Below are 22,683 nucleotides of genomic sequence, written 5' to 3'. Positions count from 1 at the left end.
CCCCGCGCCGCCCGCCGTGCCATCCTGAGCGGGTGAGACACGAGGACACGGAATTCGTCGGGGGCCCGCTGGACGGGCGGGTGCTCGGCGTGCTCGCCGGGATGACCGGGCAGCCGCCGCGCGTCTACACCGTGCCCGTACCCACGCCCGAGGGCGGTCCGCCGGTGGTGCACGTCTACCACCGCGAGCCCAGCCCCGGCCCGCGCGGCTCCCGCCGTACCCGCTGGGTCTTCGTGTACGACCCGGAGGGCAACCGCCCGGACGGCCCCAAGTGGCCCTGGCGCAAAGGCGCCTGACGCCCCGCCGGACGGGCCCGCGCGGCCACGCGGGACATCGCGTCGGACCGGGCCGCGCGGCGTGCGGCGCAAAGGCGGCCGAACCGGACGGTTCCACAGGTCAAAGGGCCGGGTATTGGTCCGGACCATTGACACGCATTGGTCTGGACCTGTTTGCTGCGCGGTGACATGCGCCGTCCTCACCGAAGGAGCATCCCCCCATGCTCTCCACCGCACCGCGCAACAGACGCAGAACCTTCATCGCCGCCTCCGCCACCCTCGCGGGCGCCGTCGCGCTCGGCGGGCTCGTGGCGCTCGCCCCGTCCGCCAGCGCGGGCGAGTTCCTGACCAACGGCGGCTTCGAGACCGGCGGCCTGTCCGGCTGGAGCTGCGACGCGGGCACCGCCGCCGTCGTCAGCGGCCAGGCGCACAGCGGCACTTACGCCCTCCAGGGCACCCCGAGCGCGAGCGGCACCGCGCAGTGCAAGCAGAACGTGTCCGTCGCGCCGAACACCACGTACACCCTGACCGCCCAGGTCAAGGGCGCGTACGTCTACCTCGGCGTGGACGGCGGCACCAGTACGTGGACGCCCGGCACGGGCAGCGGCTACGCGGCGCTGAGCGTGTCCTTCACCACCGGCGCGAGCCAGACCAGCGCGGCGGTCTACGTGCACGGCTGGTACGGCCAGCCCGCGTACCTCGCCGACGACGTCTCGCTCCAGGGCCCCGGCAGCGGCACGACCACGCCGCCCACGACGCCCCCGACCACCCCGCCCACGACCCCGCCGACGACGCCCCCGACCACTCCCCCCACCACCCCGCCGACGACGCCTCCCACGACGCCGCCGACCACTCCCCCGACCTCGCCCCCGCCCTCCGGCGGACTGCCCACCCACGCGCTGGTCGGCTATCTGCACGAGACGTTCGCCAACGGCTCCGGCTACACCAAGCTGGCGGACGTGCCGGACAGTTGGAACATCATCGACCTGGCGTTCGGCGAGACCAGCTCGCCGACCTCGGGCAGCATCCACTTCACCCGCTGCTCGGCCAGCGAGTGCCCGGGAGTGGAGTCCGACGCGGACTTCAAGGCCGCGATCAAGGCCAAGCAGGCCAAGGGCAAGAAGGTGCTGCTGTCCATCGGCGGCGCGAACGGCGAGGTGCAGCTCACCACGACGGCCGCCCGCGACGCCTTCGTCTCCTCGGTGAGCGGCATCATCGACACCTGGGGCCTGAACGGCATCGACATCGACTTCGAGGGCCACTCGCTGTCCCTGAACACCGGTGACACCGATTTCAAGAACCCGACCACCCCGGTGATCGTCAACCTGATCTCGGCGCTGAAGACGCTCAAGGCCAAGTACGGCAGCGGCTTCGTGCTGACGATGGCGCCCGAGACGTTCTTCGTCCAGATGGGCTACCAGTACTACGGCTCGGGCCCGTGGGGCGGCCAGGACCCGCGCTGCGGCGCGTACCTGCCGGTGATCTACGCGATGCGCAACGACCTGACGCTGCTGCACGTCCAGGACTACAACTCCGGCTCGATCATGGGCCTGGACAACCAGTACCACTCCATGGGCGGCGCGGACTTCCACATCGCGATGACCGACATGCTCCTCACCGGCTTCCCGGTGGCGGGCAACACCGCCAACATGTTCCCGGCGCTCGCCCCCTCGCAGGTCGCGATCGGCCTGCCCGCCTCGGTCAACGCGGGCAACGGCTACACCGCCCCGGCCGCCGTCGACCAGGCGCTCGACTGCCTGACCAAGAAGACCAACTGCGGCGGCTACACCACCCACGGCACCTGGCCCGCGCTGCGCGGCCTGATGACGTGGTCGGTGAACTGGGACAAGTTCAGCAACTGGGAATTCCAGAAGAACTTCACCAGCTACTTCGGCTGAACCGCCCGCAGATCCCCCGCCGATCCGTCGGCTGACCCCTCGGCTGACCCCTCGGCCGATCCGTCGGCCGGCCTTCGACCGAGCCGGTGACGGCTCCTGAAACGCGTACGGCCCGGCCGCCGAGGGCGGTGACCGGGCCGTACGCTTTTTATGTCCGGAAGGTGATCGCACGGCGAAGATCACCTGTGAGAGTGACCGGGTTGCGCGGAATCGCCTATTCCCTCTGTCGAACATATGACAATTCGTGGCAGGATGCGGATCGCGTAGCGTGTTACCGACCGGTTACGGGAGATGAGGGGTAGTCAGTGGCCCGAGGTACCAGGAGGTGGCTGCGTTCGGCCGCGGTCTGCGGCACTCTGCTCGCCGCCGCGGCACTCGCCCTGCCGGCCCAGCAGGCGGCGGCGCGACCCTACGACCCACCGCCCGCGGCGGAGGTCTCGCTGCCCGATCTGCTGACCAGGCTCCAGACCCTCTACGCGCAGACGGAGACGGCGACCGAGTCGTTCAACAAGGCCAAGGAGACCGCCGACCGGCAGCGCGCCCAGGCTGACCAGGTCGACGCACAACTCGCCGACCAGCGGGTCTCGGTCGCGGACAAGCGCGACGAGGTGGGTCTGATGGCCCGCCAGATGTACAAGGACGGCAGCGTGTCGCCGTACCTGTCGATGCTGACCGGCCAGACCCCGCAGGACTTCTTCGGGCAGCGGCACGTCCTGGACCGGGCCGCCGATCACCAGCAGGACGTGCTGGCCGAGCTGACCAGCGGCGAGCAGCGGCTGAACGAGCTGAACACCCAGGCGCAGCAGGCGCTGGACAAGGCGCAGTCCGCGCTGGCCGTCCAGCAGGCGCAGAAGAACACGGTGGAAAAGCGCCTCCAGGAGGTCGAGTCGATACTGGCCGGGCTCACCGGCGTGCAGATCAGCGAATTGCAGTCGCTGGAGGAAAAGGGCGTCAACAAGGCGCAGCAGGAGTTCCTCGACTCCAAGGCGCTGGGTTCCGACGCCGACAGCCGCCTGCCGTCCGACGCGGGGAAGCGGGCCATCAGCTACGCCTTCATGCAGCTCGGCAAGCCGTATGTGTGGGGCGCGCAGGGTCCGGACTCCTTCGACTGCTCGGGGCTGACCTCGCAGGCGTGGTCGCACGCCGGGGTGACCATCCCGCGCACCAGCCAGGAGCAGTGGGCGCGGCTCCCGCACGTGCCGCTCGAACTGCTGCGCCCCGGCGACCTGGTGATCTACTTCTCCGGCGCCACCCATGTGGCGATCTACATCGGCGACGGCCTGGTGGTCCAGGCGCCGCGCCCCGGCTCGGTGGTGAAGGTCTCGCCGATCGCCGCCAACCCGATACTGGGCGCCGTCCGCCCCGACCTCGGCAGCGCCCCGGCCGGGGACTACACCCTGCCGAAGATCCCCAAGCAGGCCGAGCAGCCGACGCCGTTCAGCCCGCAGGTGACGCCCCCGGCGCCCAAGCCCAGGACCTCCGGCGGGTCGACCGGCACCGCGCCGGCCACGCCGCCGCCGCACTCCACGGGTCCCGTCACCCGGCCGACCCCGGGCGAGAGCACGCCGCCGCCGAGGATCACCCCGACGCCGACGCCCTCGGACACCCCGTCCGGCGGCCCGACGCCCACGCCCTCCGCCACCGAGAGCGGGGGCGCGAGCTAGGGCCTGTCCGGCGGATCATGGGAGCCGGGTCCGACGCCTAGGCGGATGGCCCGGCGCCCGCCGCGGCCTGCGCCTCGGCGAGATACGCCCCGGCCCGCTCCGGGTCGAAGAACCACTCCTCGTAGTCGGCCGGGTCGTCGAAGCCGTTGGCGAAGCGGTCGGCGACCGGCTGGAGCCCGCCCGCCGCGCCGATCAGGCCGAGGACGTGCTCCGGCGGCGGCGCGAGCATCGCGTTGGTCCACTTGGTGACCGGCGCCGCGTGGTTCCAGTAGCGGTCGAAGGCGCTCTGCATCCACGCGCGGTCGAAGGGCAGCTCGCCGCGCTCGACGATGCTCGCCAGATACGAGGCCGCGCACTTGGCGGCGTTGTTGGAACCCTGGCCGGTGATCGGGTCGTTGGCCACCACGACGTCCGCGACGCCCAGAACCAGCCCGCCCGAGGGCAGTTCACCGACCGGCTCGCGCACGGTCGGCGCGTACCGCCCGGCGAGCGTGCCGCCCGCGTCGGTCAGCTCGACCGAGCCCGCCCGGTCGTACTCCCACGGCGTGAAGCGGCGCATCAGGTCAAGTGTGAGGCGGAGCTGCTCCGCGGGGTCCTTGACGCCCTGGAAGACGTCGACCGGGCCGCCGGGCACGCCCTCCCAGAAGAGTATGTCGGCCGGGCCCGAGGTGGTCAGCGTCGGCATCACGAACAACTCGCCGACGCCCGGCACCAGATTGCAGCGCACCGCGAAGAAGTCGGGGTGCTCGGGGCGCGGCCCGAGTCCGTGCACATACGACACCGCGAGCGCCCGCTGGGGGGCGTCGTAGGGCGAACGGGCGGCGTCCCGGCGGAACATGGAGACGATCTCGCCCTTGCCCGCGGCCACCAGCACCAGGTCGTAGGCGCGGGAGAAGTAGTCCAGATCCGATACGGCCACACCGTGGATGACGAGCTTGCCGCCGCGCTCGGCGAAGGTCTCCATCCAGCCGGCCATCTTCACCCGCTGGTCGACGGACTGCGCGTGACCGCGCAGCCTGCCCACCCAGTCGATCGGCCGTGAGGCGTCGGGCGCGGAGACGGAGACACCCACTCCCTCGATGCGCGGCGCCTGGTCCTCCCAGAAGTTCAGCCCGAGGTCGCGTTCGTGCTGGAGCGCGGTGGCGAACATGCACTGGGTGGACATCACCCGGCCGCCGCGTATCTCGTCGGCGGTCCGGTTGGACATCACGGTGACGTCATAGCCCTGGGACTGGAGGCCCAGGGCGAGTTGGAGCCCGGCCTGCCCGGCTCCGACGATGAGTATCTTGCGCACAACGGCTCGCTTCAGGTCGATGGACTTCGTAAGGCGGCGGCAACTGCGGCCACTACATGGGCTGTTCGGACAGCGCGTGCCCGACCAGCGCCAGCAGCGCCTCCACCACTGAATACCGCTTGCGAGCGTCGATCACCAATACGGGGATGTGGGCGGGTACGGCCAGTGCCTCACGGACGTCGTCCGGGGTGTACTGCGCCGTGCCCTCGAACTGGTTGACGGCGACCGTGTAGGGCAGACCGGTGCCCTCGAAGTAGTCCAACGCCGGGAAGCAGTCGGCCAGTCGGCGGGTGTCGGCGAGCACGACCGCGCCTATCGCGCCGCGCACGAGGTCGTCCCACATGAACCAGAAGCGCTGCTGTCCCGGCGTGCCGAAGACGTACAGCACCAGGTCCTGGTCCAGGGTGATCCGGCCGAAGTCCATGGCCACCGTGGTGGTGGTCTTGTCGGGAGTGGCGGCGAGGTCGTCGACGGCCTCGCTGGCCTGGGTCATCACCGCCTCGGTGGTGAGCGGTGCGATCTCGGAGACGGCGCCGACGAAGGTGGTCTTGCCCACGCCGAAGCCGCCCGCCACCACGATCTTCGTGGAGACCGGCGCCCTGCCGCGTTCCTTCTGCCACTCTTGCAGGCCGTCCTGCTGGTCAGAGCCTGCGAAGTCCACTGAGCACCCTTTCGAGCAGCGCGCGGTCGGGGCTGCCGGGCCCGTGCCCGGTTCCGTACACGCGGATCCTTCCCTGGTCCGCCAGGTCACTGATCAGGACACGGACGACGCCGAGCGGCATCCGCAGGAGTGCGGAGATCTCGGCCACCGACCGCATTCTGCGGCACAGTTCGACGATCGCCCGCAGCTCGGGCATCACGCGCTCGGCCCAGTCGCCCCTGGTGAGGGCGAGTTGTTCGCCCGGACCGTCAACGGTGGCCACGAACGTCTCGACCATGAGCACATGGCCGAACCGCGTGCGACCGCCGGTCAAAGCGTACGGGCGTACGCGCGCGGTGCGCCGGTCGGCTCCGCGTTGGGGCAGCGACGGCATCAGCGGGCACTCTCCAGGGCGTGGCGCAGCTCACTGCGCAGTGCGGGGGTCAGGACGTGTCCGGCCCGTCCGACGAACAGGGCCATGTGGTAGGCGATGACGCTCATGTCGCAGTCGGCGCCCGCGTGCACGCCCAGCAGCGAGCCGTCGCTGATCGACATGACGAACAACGCGCCGTCGCTCATCGCGACGGTGGTCTGCCGGACCTTGCCGCCGTCCATCAGCTTCGCCGCGCCGACGGTGAGGGAGGCCAGGCCCGACACGACGGCGGCGAGGTCGCCGCGGTCCCCCGCGGGGTTCTTCCGCGGGGCGGGGACCGCCGGGTCCTCGTCGGCCGGCGGCGCGGGGGGCGGCGACGCGTCGGCCTCGGCGTGCGAGGTGATCAGCAGCAGACCGTCGGAGGAGACCACGGCGACCGAGCGGACGCCGTGCACCTCCTCGACGAAGCTCTGCAACAGCCACTGGAGATTGCGCGCCTCATGACTCAAGTCCTTCGTTTGCGTGCCGACCGCGTTCAACGGGTCGCCTCCTCAACGGTTTCGGCTGGGCCTGCGTCCCCCTGGTCGTCCCCTCGCACGTCCGTGGTCGTGACCGCGGTGCCCTCCACCGCTCCCGGTCCCGCTCCGGCTCCCTGCTCCGGTATCACCACTCCTGCCCCGGCGACCGGTCCTGATCCGCTGGTGATCTCCTCCTCGACGTCCCGCCGTCCGGCCTGCAATCCCCTTTGCAGACCGCCCAGTTTGCGCCGCAGCGCCTCGGCGTCGACCGGTCCCCCGCGCTGCGGCTCGCGCGTCGCGGGCTCTCCGGTCAGACCGGTGCTGCGCGGGGTCCGCTGCGGCAGCCCCTTGCCGGTGAGGCTGCCGCCGACGGGCGCGGCAGGCGTGTCGGCTGCGGACACCCTACGGTGCCGGGGCCGGGAGGCGCCCTGTCCTGGCGCGGTCCCGCCGTCGGGAGCCGGGCGGGTGTGCTCGGTCTGGCGCGGTACGGCCGGGTCGGCGGCGGGCGCGGGCGCCCGGCCGAACTCCGGTGCGGCGGAGGCGGTTTCGGCGGCCGGTTCCGTGGCTGACGGGGCGTCGGCCCCTGCGCCGGCCGGCGTCGTGGCCGCGGGCATCGGCTCGCCCGCCAGCGCGGCCTCCACCGGCGTGGCGGGCTGCTCGTCGGGCTGCGCGGCCGGGAGCAGGACCCGCGGCAGCACGACGACGGCGGCGGTGCCGCCGAGCTTCTGCGGGCGCAACTGCACCCGGACGCCGTGCCGGTGGGCGAGCCGGGAGACCACGTACAGGCCCATGCCGGAGACCGTGCCGGGCGGGGCCGGGTCGGGGTCGGCGAGTACCGCGTTGAGCTCGCCGAGGCGTTCCGGCGGTACGCCGATGCCCGCGTCCTCGACCGACAGCATGACCTCGCCGCTCTCCAGCAGCCAGCCGGACAGGTGCACTTCGGCGTGCGGGGCGGAGAAGGAGGTGGCGTTGTCGAGGAGTTCGGCCAGCAGGTGGCTGATGTCGTCGGCGGCGCGGCCCGCGATCCGGGCGACGGCGAGCACCTGGATGCGTACCCGGTCGTACCGCTCGATCTCGGAGATCGCGGCGCGTGCCACGTCGACCAGCGGGACCGGGCGGGCGGCGGCGCCGTGGCTGTGCTCGGTGCCGGTGAGGACCAGCAGATTCTCGCTGTTGCGCCGCATGCGGGTGGCGAGGTGGTCCAGCTTGAACAGGGTCTCCAGCCGGTCCGGCTCCTGCTCCTGGTCCTCCAGGCCCTCGATCAGGGTGAGTTGACGCTCCACCAGGCCGAGGGTGCGCAGGCTGAGGTTGACGTAGGTGAGCTGCGCGGCGCCCTGCGTGGTGGCGGCGGCGAGCTGCCGGGTCAGCTCGTCCTGGCGGCGCAGCAGCGTGTCCCGCTCGGCGGAGAGCGCGCCGTGCACGCCGAGCGCGCGGATGCGGTCGGCGGCCAGGTCGGCGGAGCGCGAGCGCAGCGCCTGGGCCTCCTGCGTCAGCGCGTTGGCCCGGCGGGCGACGGCGGCGAATTCGTCGGTGCCGGTCACCTCGGCGCCCTGGCCGCTCTCGGCGTCGGCGCGGGACCAGCGGTGCAGCGCGGCCAGCGGGCGGGTGAGGCTGCGGAAGACGGTGACGAGGACGCCCACCACGAGCAGCAGGCAGAGCGCGGCGAGCGCGGCCCGCACCTCCAGCGCGGTGACGTCGTCGTCGCGGTCGTGGGCGGCGGCGCGGGCCTCGTCGGTGGCGGCGGACGCCTCGACCGTACGCATCAGGCCGATCCTGGCGGTCAGCGCCGCGTTGACCGGTTTCGCGCCCAGCGCCCGGTCGGAGCGGGTGAGTTGCCCGCCGTCGAGGAGCTGGGCGAGGTCGCGGTCGGCCTGCGCGGTGTCGGCGCCGGTGACGGTCTGGTCGTACTGGCCGCGCAGGTCGGCGGGGGCCGTGGCGCGGAATTCGGCGAGCGCGGCCTGTTCCTGGACGTGGGCGACCTGGGCCGCGGCGGTCAGCTCCGGCTGGGTGCCGCCCGCGGTGAGCGCGGCGACCAGCAGGCCGCGCTGGACGGCGGCGGCGGTGACGGCGCGGGTCAGCGGCGCGGTGACCGGGCCCGCGGTCCTGCCGAGGGCGTCGAGCAGCGGCTGGTAGGCGCTGATGACGCTCTGCGGGCCGCCGTCGCCGCCGAGGGCGCCCTGCCGGACGCGGGGCAGCGCGGCGAGCGCGGTCCGCAGGCCGGCGGGGGCGTCGGCGGCGACGTCCTGGACCTGGCGGTCGACGCGGGAGCGGCTGTCCTCCGGCAGGCCGTCGCCGCTGGCCGCGTCACGGCCGTCGGCGGCGAAGGCGGCGAGGTCGTCGCGCTCGTCGGCGAGGGAGTGGGCGAGCACGGTGGCGCGGGTGGTGAGCTGGGCCGCGTCCGCCCGGTCCTGGGCCCGCGACAGGTCGCGGACCGCGAGGGCGACGCCTGGAGCGGCGGCGGCCAGGACGGTCACGGCGCAGACGAGCAGGGCGGCGAGCAGACGCTGCCGGACCCTCCGCTCTCGCGGTTGACGTCGTTCACGCAACTTCGGTGCTCGCAATCACGTATCGCCGGCGGGCCCGGGAGTGTCCCCGGGGAATATGCAGAAGTCCCTCCGACCCTTGCAGCCCCGCCCGGAGAGGTGCCACGCGTCGCTCCCCCGGACACTCGAACGAGTGAATCGCAACGAGGAGTTGACCGACAAGTCCGGCGTGCGCGGGGACACTTCGCCCGGCGTGGACGGCACTGGCGCGGTGCTGCGACCTTTGGCAGGATGCCCGCGCGCATAGGCCCGCGCGCCCCGGTCCGTACCAATGGGGCCGTCCGCGGGGGGCGCGGTTTCGAACGCCGGGCCGCCGCGCGGGGTGCCGGGGAGCCGCCGTCCGGCCACCGCCGGGACACCCGCGGGCCGCCGTCCGTACCCGCGGGTCCCGCACACTGGTCCCATGCGCATCGAGACGGCCACCGCGCCCGGCACCCCCGACCGTCCGAACGAGGACTTCGTCTCCGTGGCCCTGCCCGCTTCCGGGCAGGGCGGCGCCGTGGTCCTGCTGGACGGGGTGACGCCGCCGCCGGACAACGGAGATTGCGTGCACTCGGTGCCGTGGTTCACCGCCCGGCTCGGCGGCGCGCTGCTCGAACTGTCCGTTTCCCGGCCGGAGATGACGCTTCCCGACGCTCTGTCCGCCGCGATCGGCAGGACGGCCGCGGCACACCGTGACACCTGTGATCTTTCTCACCCGCTCACCCCGCAGGCCACGGTGGTCGCCGTCCGCTGGGACGAGGAGTACGTCGAGCACCTGGTGCTGTCGGACTCGGCGCTGCTGCTGGAGTCGCCGGACGGCGAGGTGACCGCGGTGCTGGACGACCGGATCGACCGGCTGCGCGCCGCGGGCGTACGGGTCGGGCCGCTGCGCAATCTGGAGGGCGGTTTCTTCACCGCCGCCGCCGATCCCGCGGTCGTCTCGCGGGCCGTCACCGGCCGCACCCCGCGCTCCCGGGTCCGCGCGCTGGCCGCGCTCACCGACGGCGCCGCCCGTACCGTCGAGGTCTTCGGCGACGACGCCTGGCCCGATGTCCTCACCCTGCTCCGCAAGGCGGGCCCCGAGGCCCTGATCGCCCGCGTGCGCGCCCGCGAGGCCGCCGAGGAGTCCCCCGACGGAAAGCGCCACGACGACGCGACAGCGGTCCTGGTGGAGCTGTAGCCGCGCGGGGGCGGGCTACTCCTCGTTGTTCAGGCGCTGGAGCAGGCGGGCCAGCTCCGCGACGTCCGTGCGGTCCCAGGCCATGAGCTGGCGCAGGTAGCGCTCGCGGCGGGCGGTGCGGACGCGGGAGAAGCGCTCGCGGCCCTCGGCGGTCAGGCGCATCAGGAAGGCGCGGCCGTCGGCGGGGTCGGGCTCGCGGGTGACCAGGCCCAGTTCCTCCATGGCCCGCAACTGGCGGCTCATGGTGGCCTTTCCGACCCCGAAGTACGCCGCGAGTTCGGTGGCGCGCTCGGGTTCCGTCTCCTCCAGCCGGACCAGCAGGCCGTACGCGGCGGGTTCCAGTTCCGGGTGGACGGCGCGGGCGAGGTCGCCCGAGGTGGCGCGGGCGCGCCGGAACAGCACGGTCAGTTCGCGCTCCAGCGCGTCCATGTCGCTGTCGTCGGATCCGGCCGCTTCCGCCGCCTGTCTCGCCTCGTTCACACCGTTCCCGCTTTCAACGCCTGAAAGTTTCCTTCACTCACGGTTGTTTCCGCAGCACGTCAAGTATTTCGCAGGAGTAGACCATCGGCGGTTTCCTGACCCCCTTTCACGCCCGGAGTCGCGCCTCTACCTTCAAATCTGTCATGGCCACTGCAAGGCCATGCCGAGTCCCCACCATGGAGGCACGAATGTCCCACGGAGATCTCTCCGTCGTGCACGGCCCCGGCTCGGTCCGGAAGAGGCTCGGCCTGCTGGCCGGTCTGTTCGTCACCATGCTCGCGATGGTGTTCGTCATGCCCGGCTCCGCCAGCGCGGCGAGCGGCACGGGGCACCTCACGCACCCCGAACTCGACTGGATGGGCTCCACCATCAAGGCGCACGAGGGCTCCAGCGCCTCCTCGTCGTCGTCCGCCGGGACCGTCACCCCGATGGCGACGCAGACGCTCGGCATGGACGTCTCCGGCTACCAGGGGAACGTCAACTGGGCCACCGCGTGGGCGAACGGCGGCAAGTTCGCCTACGTCAAGGCGACCGAGAGCACGTCGTACACCAACCCGTACTTCACGCAGCAGTACAACGGGTCGTACAACGTGGGCATGATCCGCGGCTCGTACCACTTCGCCACCCCCGACACCTCCGGCGGCGCCGCGCAGGCCGACTACTTCATCGCCCACGGCGGCGGCTGGTCCGGCGACGGCAAGACGCTGCCGGGCGCGCTGGACATCGAGTACAACCCCTACGGCGCGACCTGCTACGGCCTGAGCCAGGCCAGCATGGTGAGCTGGATCCACGCCTTCGCCAACCAGTACCACGCGCGCGAGGGTGTCTACCCGGTCATCTACACCACCTTCGACTGGTGGAACACCTGCACCGGGAACAACAGCGGCTTCGCCACCACCAGCCCGATCTGGATCGCGAAGTACACCAGCACGGTCGGCACCCTGCCCGCGGGCTACGGCTTCTACACCTTCTGGCAGTACGGCGACGCCGGCACCTTCCCCGGTGACCAGGACCGCTTCAACGGAGACCTGTCCCGTCTCCAGGCCCTCGCCCTGGGCTAGTCACCTCGCGGCGGCTCCCGCACGCACGAGTTCCCCGCACCCTCGTCCCAAGGGTGCGGGGAACTCGCGTGTTCAGGGCCGGACCACGGCCTTCACGGCCGGACCACGGTCTTCGACCGGACCGCGGCCTTCGACCGGACCCGCGGCCGGAGGCCGTCAGGCGGCCAGCGGCACCTCCGCCTCGGCGGCCTCGGCGGAGGCCGACTCCAGCGCCAGCGCCAGGACTTGGCGGACGTCGCTGACCGGGTGGACGTCGAGGGCCGACAGGATCTCGGCCGGGACGTCGTCCAGGTCCGCCTCGTTCCGCTTCGGGATGACGATGGTCGTGATCCCGGCGCGGTGCGCGGCGAGCAGCTTCTGCTTGACGCCGCCGATCGGCAGCACCCGTCCGGTCAGGGACACTTCGCCGGTCATGGCGACGTCGGTACGGACCCGGCGCCCGCTGAGCAGCGACGCCAGCGCGGTGGTCATGGTGACACCGGCGCTCGGCCCGTCCTTCGGCACCGCGCCCGCGGGCACGTGCAGGTGGACGCCGCGCTCCTTGAGGTCGCCGACCGGCAGTTCCAGCTCCGCGCCGTGCGACCGCAGGAAGGACAGCGCGATCTGCGCCGACTCCTTCATGACGTCGCCCAGTTGGCCGGTGAGCTGGAGTCCCGATCCGCCGGTCTCCGGGTCGGCCAGCGACGCCTCGATGTAGAGGACGTCACCGCCCGCGCCGGTCACCGCGAGCCCGGTGGCCACGCCCGGCACCGCCGTGCGCCGCTCCTCCGGGTCCTGCGCGGACTCCGGTACGTGGTGCGGCCGTCCGATCAGCGCCCGCAGGTCGTCGGGGCCGACGGTGAACGGCAGTTCCTGGTCGCCCAGTTCGTGCCGCGCCGCGATCTTGCGCAATATCCGGGCGACGGTGCGCTCCAGATTGCGGACGCCCGCCTCGCGGGTGTACTCGCCCGCCAGCCTGCGCAGCGTCTCCTCCTCCAGCGCCACCTCGTCCTCGGCCAGGCCCGCCCGCTCCAACTGGCGCGGGAGCAGGTGGTCGCGGGCGATGACGACCTTCTCGTCCTCGGTGTAGCCGTCGAGCCTGACCAGCTCCATCCGGTCGAGCAGCGGCTCGGGGATGGTCTCCAGGACGTTGGCGGTGGCCAGGAACACCACGTCGGACAGGTCGAGTTCGACCTCCAGGTAGTGGTCCCTGAACGTGTGGTTCTGCGCCGGGTCGAGGACTTCGAGCAGCGCCGCCGCCGGGTCGCCCCGGTAGTCGGAGCCGACCTTGTCGATCTCGTCGAGCAGCACCACCGGGTTCATCGACCCGGCCTCCTTGATGGCCCGCACGATCCGGCCGGGCAGCGCGCCGACGTACGTACGCCGGTGGCCGCGGATCTCCGCCTCGTCGCGGACGCCGCCCAGCGACACCCGGACGAAGGTACGGCCCATGGCGCGCGCGACGGATTCGCCGAGCGAGGTCTTGCCGACTCCGGGCGGCCCGACCAGGGCCAGCACCGCGCCGCCCGCCCGCCGCCCGCCGCCGCTCTTGCCGGAAGCGCCGTCCGCCTGGCCGCCGACGACACCGAGGCCGCGGTCCGCGCGCCGCTTGCGCACGGCCAGGTACTCGGTGATGCGTTCCTTGACGTCGTCCAGGCCCGAGTGGTCGGCGTCCAGCACCGCGCGGGCGCCCGGGACGTCGTAGGTGTCCTCGGTCGTGGTGTTCCACGGCAGTTCCAGGACGGTGTCCAGCCAGGTGCGGATCCAGGAGCCCTCGGGGGAGGCGTCCGAGGAGCGCTCCAGCTTCTCGACCTCCTTCAGGGCGGCCTCGCGGACCTTCTCCGGCAGTTCGGCGGCCTCGACGCGGGCGCGGTAGTCCTCGCTCTCGTTCTCCGGGTCGCCGTTCAGCTCCGCCAGTTCCTTGCGGACCGCTTCGAGCTGCTGGCGCAGCAGGAACTCGCGCTGCTGCTTCTCCATGCCCTCCTGCACATCCTTGCGCAGGCTCTCGGCCACGTCCTGCTCGGCGAGGTGGTCGCGCAGCCACTGGACGGCCAGCTTGAGCCGGGCCATCGGGTCGAGGGTCTCCAGCAGCTCCACGCGCTGCTCGGTGGTGAGGTAAGGGGAGTAGCCGGAATTGTCGGCGAGCTGGGACAGGTCGTCGATCTGCTGGACCCGGTCCACCACCTGCCAGGCGCCGCGCTTGCGCAGCCAGCTCGTGGCCAGCGCCTTGTACTCCTTCATCAGCTCGGCGACCGTGCCGGGCGACTCCGCGGGCGCCGGTTCCTCCACCGGCGTGCCCTCCACCCACAAAGCGGCGCCGGGCCCGGTCGTACCGGCCCCGATCCGCACGCGTGAGCGGCCCCGGATCACGGCGCCGGGGTCGCCGTCGGACAGCCGGCCGACCTGCTCGACGGTGCCGAGCACCCCGATCCCCGCGTAGGTCCCGTCCACGCGGGGAACGAGCAGCACCTTCGGCTTGTTGTCGCCGCTGTCACCGGCGAGGCCGCCGGTTCCGGCGGCGGCGTGCGCGGCTTCCACCGCGGCCCGCGCCTCCGTGTCCGACAGGTCGACCGGTACGACCATGCCGGGCAGGACGACCTCGTCGGACAGGGGCAGCACGGGCAGAGTGAGCGTTGTGGGCGTCGAAGCCATGATCTCCCCTTCGGCAATCAAGTTGAGCTATGTCGACTCAATGCCTGGGGCACTTCGAATGTTCCCCGGGGCGCGTTCGCTCTCAGCGATCCCCGGCCTCGGAGGTCCTGACCTGCGCGATCCAACTCCCGGCGACCCCGACCCGGGCGGTTCCGACCTCGGCGGTCCCGCTCCCGGCGGTCCCCCGCAGCTCCCCCGGTCAGCTCCTGGCGCGCAGGAAGGCCGAGGTGGAGACCCGGCCCAGCATCTCGAACCGGGACTCCCCGGTCTCCAGGTACTTGTCCGCCGCCTCCTGGACACCGGTCCATGCGGCGTCCCCGTAGTCGTCGAGCACCACGATGCCGCCGGGCGCCGCGATCTTCTCTGCCCACTCCAGGTCGGCCATGACGCCCTCGGCCGAGTGGTCGCCGTCGACGATGATCACGCCGTACTTCCGGTCGGAGACCGCGGCCCGGGTGTCCGGGTCGCCGGAGAAGCCCTGCTCGATCCTGGCCCGCTCCCCTGCCTTGCCGCCGAGCGCCAGATTCGCGCGCACCACGTCCATCCGCACCGGCGTGCCGGTGGGCTCGCCGACCGGCCGGGCGCCGGGCTGGAGCTGCGTCCCGGCCAGCGGGTCGACGATGGTCAGCCGCGCCTCGACACCGGCCCGGTGCAGCATCCGCATCAGCGCGGCGGAGAACAGGCCGTGCAACGTGCCGATCTCCAGCACGTCCTCGTTGGGCGGGTCGAGCAGCGGGACCGTGGCCAGCTTGCCGCAGATGTTGTAGGTGGAACCGGCCAGGCGGCCGACGGCCAGGGCTTCGAGCGCGATCACATTGCGGAAGGCGATCGTCACATTGCGCCGCGCGTCGGCCTCGTCGCGGCCCGAGACGGCGACCATCTCCCGCACCAGGGTGTCGATCCGGTCCGGGGTGGGCAGCCGGGGACCGCTGCGTCCGGTCTTGTCGAAGAGCAGACCGATCGCGAACTGCTGGTCGCCCAGCTCCGCGACCTTCTTGCGCATCGAGTCGAGATCGGCGACCTGCGACCTGCGGTCGCTCTCGATCTCCTTGCGGAGCTTGGAGGCGGAGCTCTGCACGCGACGGTCGACCAGTGCGGCAGCGGGGGCGAGCACCCGCCTGGTCAGTCGATTCTTCAGTAGGGAGGACATGCGCGGAATTTACGCCGCCGGTTCGCCGCCCAGGTCATGCCCCGATGCAGAGGAAATGAAGTTCTCACGACCGAGCAGTTAACGCCCGATGGAAAGGTGGCCGACATAAGGTCATGACCTCGTGCGGCATACGCCAAACTGGCCGTATGACCCTCCAACACCCATCCTCCTACAGCGGAACCCGCGCCTTCGACCACACCGCCCCCGTGGTGCTCGACCGGCAGGAAGGCCCGTACGGGGAGGTGGTGCTGCGACGGCACGGCGACCTGCTCCAGATCATCGCGAACGGGTGTTTCCTCATGGACACCTCCGACGGGCGGTCCGAGCGCCTTCTTGTCGACGCGGCACTGGAATACCTGGACGAAGAACCGGCGGACAGCGCGGACCGGCCCGGCCGCTCGGTGCTCATCGGCGGTCTCGGCGTCGGATTCTCCCTCGCGCGCGCCGCCGCGCGGCCGGGCTGGTCCCGGATCACCGTCGTCGAACGCGAGTCCGCGGTCGTCGGCTGGCACCGCGACGGGCGGCTCGCGCCGTTCTCCGCGGGCGCGCTGGACGACCCGCGGGTGACGGTGGTCGAGCGGGACCTGGTGGCGTACGTGGCGGAGCCCGGCGAGCGGTACGACGCGCTCTGCCTGGACATCGACAACGGCCCGGGCTGGACGGTCACCGACGACAACGGCGGTCTGTACGGCCCCGCGGGCCTCGCGGCCTGCCGGAACCGGCTGACGGCCGGCGGCGTCCTTGCCGTGTGGTCGGCGAGCCCGTCGGCCGGTTTCGAGGACGCGCTGCGGGCCGCGGGCTTCTCCGGAGTACGCACTCTGGAGGTGGAAGTGACGCGTGGGGTTCCGGATGTCGTGCACCTGGCGATCAACGCCGCGTAGTCAGGGCGCCCACCTGCCCCGTAGGCTCCCCCGTAACCAGGACGACCTTGTGGGGCGGAATTGGACAGCGCGCAGACGACGGGCACGCAGCGCCGGGTGCTGGTGGTCGAGGACGACCAGACCATCACGGAGGCCATCGCGGCCAGGCTGCAGGCCGAGGGATTCCAGGTGCGGACGGCGGGGGACGGTCCCTCCGCGGTGGAGTCCGCGCACACCTGGCAGCCCGACCTGCTGGTTCTCGATGTCATGCTGCCCGGCTACGACGGCCTCGAGGTCTGCCGCCGGGTGCAGGCCGACCGGCCGGTGCCGGTGCTGATGCTCACCGCGCGCGACGACGAGACGGACATGCTGGTCGGGCTCGGCGTCGGCGCCGACGACTACATGACCAAGCCGTTCTCGATGCGCGAGCTGGCCGCCCGCGTGCACGTCCTGCTGCGCCGGGTCGAGCGGGCCTCGATCGCCGCGCACGACCCGCGCGGCGCCAGCATGCAGCTCGGCGACCTGGAGATCGACCACGCGCAGCGCCGGGTCCGGGTCAGGGGCGCCGACGTGCACCTGACCCCGACCGAGTTCGAGCTGCTGGTCTGCCTGGCGCAGCAACCGCGCGCGGTGCTCTCCCGCGAGCAGTTGCTCGCCGAGGTGTGGGACTGGGCCGACGCGTCGGGCACCAGGACCGTCGACAGCCACGTCAAGGCGCTGCGCCGCAAGATCGGCGCCGAGCGCATCCGTACCGTGCACGGCGTCGGGTACGCGCTGGAGACCCCGGCGCCATGACCCGGTGGTGGCGCCGGCTGTGGCGGCGCGTGTGGGACGCGCTGCGGCCCTGGGACCCGTACCGCTCCATCAAGGCCGCGCTCCAGCTCCTGGTGATCATCTCGGTGCTGATCACCACCCTGCTGGTGATCGTCGCCATCCACTCGGCGACCGAGCTGCGGGTCATCACGATCTTCTCGATCATCGCCTCGCTGCTGCTGACCCAGATCGTCGCCAACGGCCTGACCGCGCCGCTGCGCGAGATGACGGCCGTCGCCAAGGCGATGGCGGGCGGCGACTACAGCCGCCGGGTGGCGCGGGTGCGCAGGGACGAGGTCGGCGAGCTGGCCGAGACCTTCAACCAGATGGCGGCCGATCTGGCCGCCGTCGACCGGCACCGCAAGGAACTCGTGGCGAATGTCTCGCACGAGCTGCGCACCCCCATCGCCGCGCTGCGGGCCGTGCTGGAGAACGTGGTGGACGGGGTGTCGGCCGCCGACCCCGAGACGATGCGGCTGGCGCTCCAGCAGACCGAACGGCTCGGCAAGCTGGTCACCCAGTTGCTGGACCTCTCGCGGCTGGACAGCGGCGCGGTCCGGCTGGAGGCCAAGCGCTTCGAGGTGTGGCCGTACCTGTCGGCGGTGCTGCGCACCGCGAGCCTGGGCATGGAGGGCTCCTCCGCGACCGGCTCCCGCTCCCGGCCGCGCGCCGACGTCCACCTGCACCTGGACGTGTCACCCCCGGAACTGACGGCCTACGCCGACGGCGAGCGGCTGCACCAGGTGGTGGCCAACCTGGTCGACAACGCGGTCAAGCACAGCCCGCCGGGCGGCCGGGTGACGGTACGGGCCAGGCGCGGCGGCGCGCCCGGCAGCCTTGACCTGGACGTGCGCGACGAGGGGCCCGGCATCCCCGAGGCCGACCGCACCCGCGTCTTCGACCGCTTCCACCGCGGCGCGCATCCGGGCGGCGACGGCGGGACGGGGCTCGGTCTGGCCATCGCGCGCTGGGCGGTGGACCTGCACGGCGGGCGGATAGAAGTGGCCGAATCCCCTCGTGGCTGCCGCATCCACGTCACCCTTCCGGGTGTCTCCACGGCGCAACCTTGACCTAAAGTTGGGGCGAGCCGCTCGCGGCCGCCCCCCAGCCGCCCTCCGCCGCACCGACGCCGTGCGAGCGCGGCTGATCGAACGACCCCCAAGAGGGATCAATTTCCCGCCAGGAACAGCACTGAAACCAGTCTTCAGGTGTGACATGCGCGACGTAAGGGCCCCGGGCCTGCATCGACCCCTCCAGTAGGCGTAGCCTTTATTTCCGCTGTCCACCATCTTGTGAAGCGGAAGAGGGCGGTTGCCGCCGTGTCGTCACAGTCCCCCAATAGCTCTAGTGTCTCGACCGACCACGAAGCGCAGGGCGAAGGCCCCGCAGCGGGCTTCGGCCCCAATGAGTGGCTGGTCGATGAGATCTACCAGCAGTACCTCCAGGATCGGGACTCGGTAGACCGAGCCTGGTGGGACTTCTTCGCCGACTACAAGCCGGACGGCTCCGCCGATTCGGCGGCCGCCCCCGGCCAGGGCGGCGCCTCCGGCGCCGCCGCTCGCGCGACGTCCCCCGACGAGGGCAGCGCCGTAGGCGCCGCGCAGCCGGTCCCCGCGGGCGCGACGGACGCCCCGGCGCCCGCCGCCCCTCCCGCTCCCGCGCAGCCGGTCGCCAACGGCACCCCCGTGGCCTCCCCCGCCGCGCCTGCCGCCCCCGTGGCGCCCGCGGCGGCCCCCGCGCCCGTCCCGGCGCCGGCGGCCCAGGCACCGGCGGCTCCGGCCGCTCCCGCGCCCGCGCCCGCCCCGAAGCAGGCGGCGCCCCGGCAGGCCGCCCCCGCGCCGGAGCCCCAGGGCACCGAGTACGTGACGCTGCGCGGCCCGGCCGCCGCGGTCGCCAAGAACATGAACGCCTCGCTGGAGCTGCCGACCGCCACCTCGGTCCGCGCCATCCCGGTGAAGCTGCTGTTCGACAACCGCATCGTCATCAACAACCACCTCAAGCGCGCCCGCGGCGGCAAGGTCTCCTTCACGCACCTGATCGGGTACGCGATGGTGCAGGCGCTCAAGGCGATGCCGGCGATGAACCACTCCTTCGCGGAGAAGGACGGCAAGCCGACGCTGGTCAAGCCCGACCACGTCAACCTGGGTCTGGCCATCGACCTGGTGAAGCCCAACGGCGACCGCCAGCTCGTCGTCGCGGCCATCAAGAAGGCCGAGACGCTGAACTTCTTCGAGTTCTGGCAGGCCTACGAGGACATCGTCCGCCGCGCCCGCAACGGCAAGCTGACGATGGACGACTTCACCGGCGTCACCGCCTCGCTGACCAACCCCGGCGGCCTGGGCACCGTGCACTCCGTGCCGCGGCTGATGCCCGGCCAGAGCATGATCCTCGGCGTCGGCTCGATGGACTACCCGGCCGAGTTCCAGGGCACCTCGCAGGACACCCTGAACAAGCTGGGCATCTCCAAGGTCATGACGCTGACCAGCACGTACGACCACCGGGTGATCCAGGGCGCCGCCTCCGGCGAGTTCCTGCGGATCATGAACCAGCTCCTGCTCGGCGAGAACGACTTCTTCGACGACATCTTCGCCGCGCTGCGCATCCCGTACGAGCCGGTCCGCTGGCGCACCGACATCGACACCGCGCACGACGACGACGTCACCAAGGCCGCGCGGGTCTTCGAGCTGATCCACTCCTACCGGGTCCGGGGCCACGTCATGGCCGACACCGACCCGCTGGAGTACCGCCAGCGCAAGCACCCCGACCTGGACGTGCTGGAGCACGGACTGACCCTGTGGGACCTGGAGCGCGAGTTCGCGGTCGGTGGCTTCGCGGGGAAGTCACTGATGAAGCTGCGCGACATCCTCGGGGTGCTGCGCGACTCGTACTGCCGCACCGTCGGCGTCGAGTTCATGCACATCCAGGACCCCAAGCAGCGCAAGTGGATCCAGGACCGGATCGAGCGCCCGCACGCCAAGCCCGAGCGCGAGGAGCAGCTCCGCATCCTGCGCAGGCTCAACGCGGCCGAGGCGTTCGAGACCTTCCTCCAGACGAAGTACGTCGGCCAGAAGCGCTTCTCGCTGGAGGGCGGCGAGTCCGTCATCCCGCTGCTCGACGCGGTCATCGACGCGGCGGCCGAGTCGCGGCTGGACGAGGCCGTGATCGGCATGGCCCACCGCGGGCGGCTCAATGTGCTGGCGAACATCGTCGGCAAGTCGTACGCGCAGATCTTCCGCGAGTTCGAGGGCAACCTCGACCCGAAGTCGATGCACGGCTCCGGCGACGTGAAGTACCACCTGGGCGCCGAGGGCACCTTCACCGGTCTCGACGGCGAGCAGATCACCGTCTCGCTGGCCGCGAACCCCTCGCACCTGGAGACGGTCGACCCGGTCATCGAGGGCATCGCCCGCGCCAAGCAGGACATCATCAACAAGGCGGGCACCGACTTCACGGTGCTGCCGATCGCGCTGCACGGCGACGCGGCCTTCGCGGGCCAGGGCGTCGTCGCGGAGACGCTCAACATGTCGCAACTGCGCGGCTACCGCACCGGCGGCACCGTGCACGTGGTGATCAACAACCAGGTCGGCTTCACCGCCGCCCCGGAGTCCGCGCGCTCGTCGATGTACTGCACCGACGTGGCCCGGATGATCGAGGCGCCGATCTTCCACGTCAACGGCGACGACCCGGAGGCCGTGGTCCGCGTGGCGCGGCTGGCCTTCGAGTTCCGGCAGGCGTTCAACAAGGACGTCGTGATCGACCTGATCTGCTACCGCCGCCGCGGGCACAACGAGTCGGACAACCCGGCGTTCACCCAGCCGCTGATGTACGACCTGATCGACAAGAAGCGCTCGGTGCGCAAGCTCTACACCGAGTCGCTGATCGGCCGCGGCGACATCACCCTGGAAGAGGCGGAGCAGGCGCTCCAGGACTACCAGGGGCAGTTGGAGAAGGTCTTCACCGAGGTCCGCGAGGCGGCGTCCGCGCCGCCTGCGAGCCACGAGACGCCCGTGCAGCCGGAGTTCCCGGTCGCGATGCCCACGGCGGTCTCCGCCGAGGTCGTCAAGCGGATCGCCGAGTCGCAGGTCAACATCCCCGAGCACGTCACCGTCCACCCGCGGCTGCTGCCGCAGCTCCAGCGCCGCGCGGCGATGGTCGAGGACGGCACGATCGACTGGGGCATGGGCGAGACGCTGGCGATCGGTTCGCTGCTCCTGGAGGGCACGCCGGTCCGGCTCGCGGGCCAGGACTCGCGGCGCGGCACCTTCGGCCAGCGGCACGCGGTGCTGATCGACCGGGAGACCGGCGAGGACTTCACCCCGCTGCTGTACCTGTCCGAGGACCAGGCCCGTTACAACGTCTACGACTCGCTGCTCAGCGAGTACGCGGCGATGGGCTTCGAGTACGGCTACTCGCTGGCCAGGCCCGAGGCGCTGGTGCTGTGGGAGGCGCAGTTCGGCGACTTCGTCAACGGCGCCCAGACCGTGGTGGACGAGTACATCACCGCGGCCGAGCAGAAGTGGGGCCAGACGTCCGGCGTCACCCTGCTGCTGCCGCACGGCTACGAGGGCCAGGGCCCGGACCACTCCTCGGCCCGGATCGAGCGCTTCCTCCAGCTCTGCGCGCAGAACAACATGACGGTCGCCACCCCGACCACCCCGGCCAACTACTTCCACCTGCTGCGCTGGCAGGTGCACAACCCGCACCACAAGCCGCTGATCGTCTTCACCCCGAAGTCGATGCTCCGGCTGAAGGCGGCGGCGTCGAAGGCCGAGGACTTCACCACCGGGCAGTTCCAGCCGGTGATGGGCGACACCTCGGTGCAGCCCGAGGCGGTCCGCAAGGTCGTCTTCTGCTCCGGCAAGGTCTACTACGACCTGATCGCCGAGCGGGAGCGGCGCGGGGCGACCGACGTGGCCTTCATCCGCATCGAGCGGCTGTACCCGCTGCCGGGTGTGGAGATCCAGGCGGCCATCGCGCCGTACACCAAGGCGCAGAAGTTCGTATGGGCGCAGGACGAGCCCGCGAACCAGGGCGCGTGGCCGTTCATCGCGCTCAATCTGATCGACCACCTGGACCTGCTGCTCGGCGCGGCCCCGGACAACGCGGACCGGCTCCGCCGGGTGTCCCGCCCGGCGTCGTCCTCGCCCGCGGTGGGCTCCGCCAAGCGGCACCAGGAGCAGCAGCAGCAGTTGATCGAAGAGGTCTTCTCGATCTGACCTCCCGCCCGTGGGGGGGGGGGGGGGGGGGGGGGGGGGGGGGGGGGGGGGGGGGGGGGGGGGGGGGGGGGGGGGGGGGGGGGGGGGGGGGGGGGGGGGGGGGGG

General features: G+C 72.0%; 17 protein-coding genes. 9 read left to right on the top strand and 8 right to left on the bottom strand.

The genetic code is table 11. The features are described 5' to 3' along the window. Positions 1–32 precede the first annotated feature (32 nt). The 3 genes from ACZ37P_RS26770 to ACZ37P_RS26760 all read left to right on the top strand — a co-directional run bounded on the left by ACZ37P_RS26770 (position 33) and on the right by ACZ37P_RS26760 (position 3,837). Entirely contained in the window at positions 33–296 is a 264-nt protein-coding gene (locus ACZ37P_RS26770; protein WP_355344412.1) for a hypothetical protein, read from the top strand. Positions 297–496: 200 nt separating this feature from the next. After that, the gene (locus ACZ37P_RS26765) at positions 497–2,173 is read left to right on the top strand and encodes a chitinase (protein WP_355344415.1); all 1,677 of its coding nucleotides are present in this window, start codon (positions 497–499) and stop codon (positions 2,171–2,173) included. Between the two features lie 305 nt (positions 2,174–2,478). Beyond that, complete coding sequence (locus tag ACZ37P_RS26760) at positions 2,479–3,837, top strand: NlpC/P60 family protein (RefSeq protein ID WP_391044431.1); 1,359 nt, start codon at positions 2,479–2,481, stop codon at positions 3,835–3,837. A gap of 37 nt (positions 3,838–3,874) precedes the next feature. Here ACZ37P_RS26760 and ACZ37P_RS26755 read toward each other — a convergent pair whose 3' ends face one another. The 5 genes from ACZ37P_RS26755 to ACZ37P_RS26735 are packed head-to-tail and all read right to left on the bottom strand — an operon-like array spanning position 3,875 to position 9,136. Further along, complete coding sequence (locus ACZ37P_RS26755; RefSeq protein WP_355344421.1) at positions 3,875–5,131, bottom strand: styrene monooxygenase/indole monooxygenase family protein; 1,257 nt, start codon at positions 5,129–5,131, stop codon at positions 3,875–3,877. A 52-nt stretch (positions 5,132–5,183) separates the two neighbouring features. After that, positions 5,184–5,792, bottom strand: coding sequence for a GTP-binding protein (locus ACZ37P_RS26750; RefSeq protein ID WP_355344424.1), 609 nt, complete (start codon positions 5,790–5,792; stop codon positions 5,184–5,186). Then, positions 5,773–6,165 (bottom strand): DUF742 domain-containing protein, encoded by a 393-nt coding sequence (locus ACZ37P_RS26745; protein WP_188281760.1) that lies wholly within the window; start codon positions 6,163–6,165, stop codon positions 5,773–5,775. The genes ACZ37P_RS26750 and ACZ37P_RS26745 overlap by 20 nt, the downstream gene beginning before the upstream one ends. Then, positions 6,165–6,653 (bottom strand): roadblock/LC7 domain-containing protein, encoded by a 489-nt coding sequence (locus ACZ37P_RS26740; RefSeq protein ID WP_355344428.1) that lies wholly within the window; start codon positions 6,651–6,653, stop codon positions 6,165–6,167. The genes ACZ37P_RS26745 and ACZ37P_RS26740 overlap by 1 nt, the downstream gene beginning before the upstream one ends. Positions 6,654–6,679: 26 nt before the next feature. Next, entirely contained in the window at positions 6,680–9,136 is a 2,457-nt protein-coding gene (locus ACZ37P_RS26735; RefSeq protein WP_467348994.1) for a sensor histidine kinase, read from the bottom strand. A 472-nt stretch (positions 9,137–9,608) separates the two neighbouring features. Here ACZ37P_RS26735 and ACZ37P_RS26730 point away from each other — a divergent pair, with 472 nt between their 5' ends. After that, complete coding sequence (locus ACZ37P_RS26730) at positions 9,609–10,367, top strand: hypothetical protein (RefSeq protein ID WP_467348992.1); 759 nt, start codon at positions 9,609–9,611, stop codon at positions 10,365–10,367. 15 nt (positions 10,368–10,382) lie between these two features. On the opposite strand, the gene ACZ37P_RS26725 is transcribed toward ACZ37P_RS26730, so the two are convergent. Beyond that, entirely contained in the window at positions 10,383–10,796 is a 414-nt protein-coding gene (locus tag ACZ37P_RS26725) for a MarR family winged helix-turn-helix transcriptional regulator (RefSeq protein ID WP_355344462.1), read from the bottom strand. A 239-nt stretch (positions 10,797–11,035) separates the two neighbouring features. On the opposite strand from ACZ37P_RS26725, the gene ACZ37P_RS26720 reads away from it, so the two are divergent. Next, positions 11,036–11,908: a lysozyme gene (locus ACZ37P_RS26720; RefSeq protein ID WP_467348990.1), complete on the top strand. Its 873-nt coding sequence runs from the start codon at positions 11,036–11,038 to the stop codon at positions 11,906–11,908. A 156-nt stretch (positions 11,909–12,064) separates the two neighbouring features. Here the strand turns inward: ACZ37P_RS26720 and lon are convergent, their stop codons facing one another. Beyond that, entirely contained in the window at positions 12,065–14,539 is a 2,475-nt protein-coding gene (gene lon / locus ACZ37P_RS26715) for an endopeptidase La (protein WP_467348988.1), read from the bottom strand. A 199-nt stretch (positions 14,540–14,738) separates the two neighbouring features. Next, positions 14,739–15,689: a class I SAM-dependent methyltransferase gene (locus tag ACZ37P_RS26710; RefSeq protein ID WP_401852438.1), complete on the bottom strand. Its 951-nt coding sequence runs from the start codon at positions 15,687–15,689 to the stop codon at positions 14,739–14,741. A 146-nt stretch (positions 15,690–15,835) separates the two neighbouring features. Here ACZ37P_RS26710 and ACZ37P_RS26705 point away from each other — a divergent pair, with 146 nt between their 5' ends. The 4 genes from ACZ37P_RS26705 (at position 15,836) to ACZ37P_RS26690 (ending at position 22,578) form a co-directional block, all read left to right on the top strand. After that, positions 15,836–16,570 carry a spermidine synthase family protein gene (locus ACZ37P_RS26705; protein ID WP_467348986.1) on the top strand — a complete coding sequence of 245 codons (735 nt, stop codon included), beginning with the start codon at positions 15,836–15,838 and terminating at the stop codon, positions 16,568–16,570. Between the two features lie 60 nt (positions 16,571–16,630). Continuing rightward, on the top strand, positions 16,631–17,344 hold the full coding sequence (locus tag ACZ37P_RS26700; RefSeq protein WP_188281597.1) for a response regulator transcription factor: 714 nt from the start codon (positions 16,631–16,633) through the stop codon (positions 17,342–17,344). Beyond that, positions 17,341–18,432 carry a HAMP domain-containing sensor histidine kinase gene (locus ACZ37P_RS26695; RefSeq protein WP_355344450.1) on the top strand — a complete coding sequence of 364 codons (1,092 nt, stop codon included), beginning with the start codon at positions 17,341–17,343 and terminating at the stop codon, positions 18,430–18,432. Before ACZ37P_RS26700 ends, ACZ37P_RS26695 begins: the two co-directional genes overlap by 4 nt. A 249-nt stretch (positions 18,433–18,681) precedes the next feature. Beyond that, positions 18,682–22,578 (top strand): multifunctional oxoglutarate decarboxylase/oxoglutarate dehydrogenase thiamine pyrophosphate-binding subunit/dihydrolipoyllysine-residue succinyltransferase subunit, encoded by a 3,897-nt coding sequence (locus tag ACZ37P_RS26690; RefSeq protein WP_391044415.1) that lies wholly within the window; start codon positions 18,682–18,684, stop codon positions 22,576–22,578. The last annotated feature ends 105 nt before the right edge of the window (positions 22,579–22,683 follow it).

This window comes from Streptomyces sp. NPDC024632, assembly GCF_055559175.1.
The sequence above is the reverse complement of the archived record's forward strand: the minus strand, read 5'-3'. Positions and strand labels throughout refer to the sequence as shown.

Coding starts and splice junctions, on each gene's coding strand:
- ACZ37P_RS26720 (WP_467348990.1), top strand. CDS start 11,036: ATGTCCCACGGAGATCTCTCCGTCGTGCACGGCCCCGGCTCGGTCCGG.
- ACZ37P_RS26705 (WP_467348986.1), top strand. CDS start 15,836: ATGACCCTCCAACACCCATCCTCCTACAGCGGAACCCGCGCCTTCGAC.
- ACZ37P_RS26730 (WP_467348992.1), top strand. CDS start 9,609: ATGCGCATCGAGACGGCCACCGCGCCCGGCACCCCCGACCGTCCGAAC.
- ACZ37P_RS26745 (WP_188281760.1), bottom strand. CDS start 6,165: ATGCCGTCGCTGCCCCAACGCGGAGCCGACCGGCGCACCGCGCGCGTA.
- ACZ37P_RS26725 (WP_355344462.1), bottom strand. CDS start 10,796: ATGGACGCGCTGGAGCGCGAACTGACCGTGCTGTTCCGGCGCGCCCGC.
- ACZ37P_RS26695 (WP_355344450.1), top strand. CDS start 17,341: ATGACCCGGTGGTGGCGCCGGCTGTGGCGGCGCGTGTGGGACGCGCTG.
- ACZ37P_RS26710 (WP_401852438.1), bottom strand. CDS start 15,689: ATGTCCTCCCTACTGAAGAATCGACTGACCAGGCGGGTGCTCGCCCCC.
- ACZ37P_RS26765 (WP_355344415.1), top strand. CDS start 497: ATGCTCTCCACCGCACCGCGCAACAGACGCAGAACCTTCATCGCCGCC.
- lon (WP_467348988.1), bottom strand. CDS start 14,539: ATGGCTTCGACGCCCACAACGCTCACTCTGCCCGTGCTGCCCCTGTCC.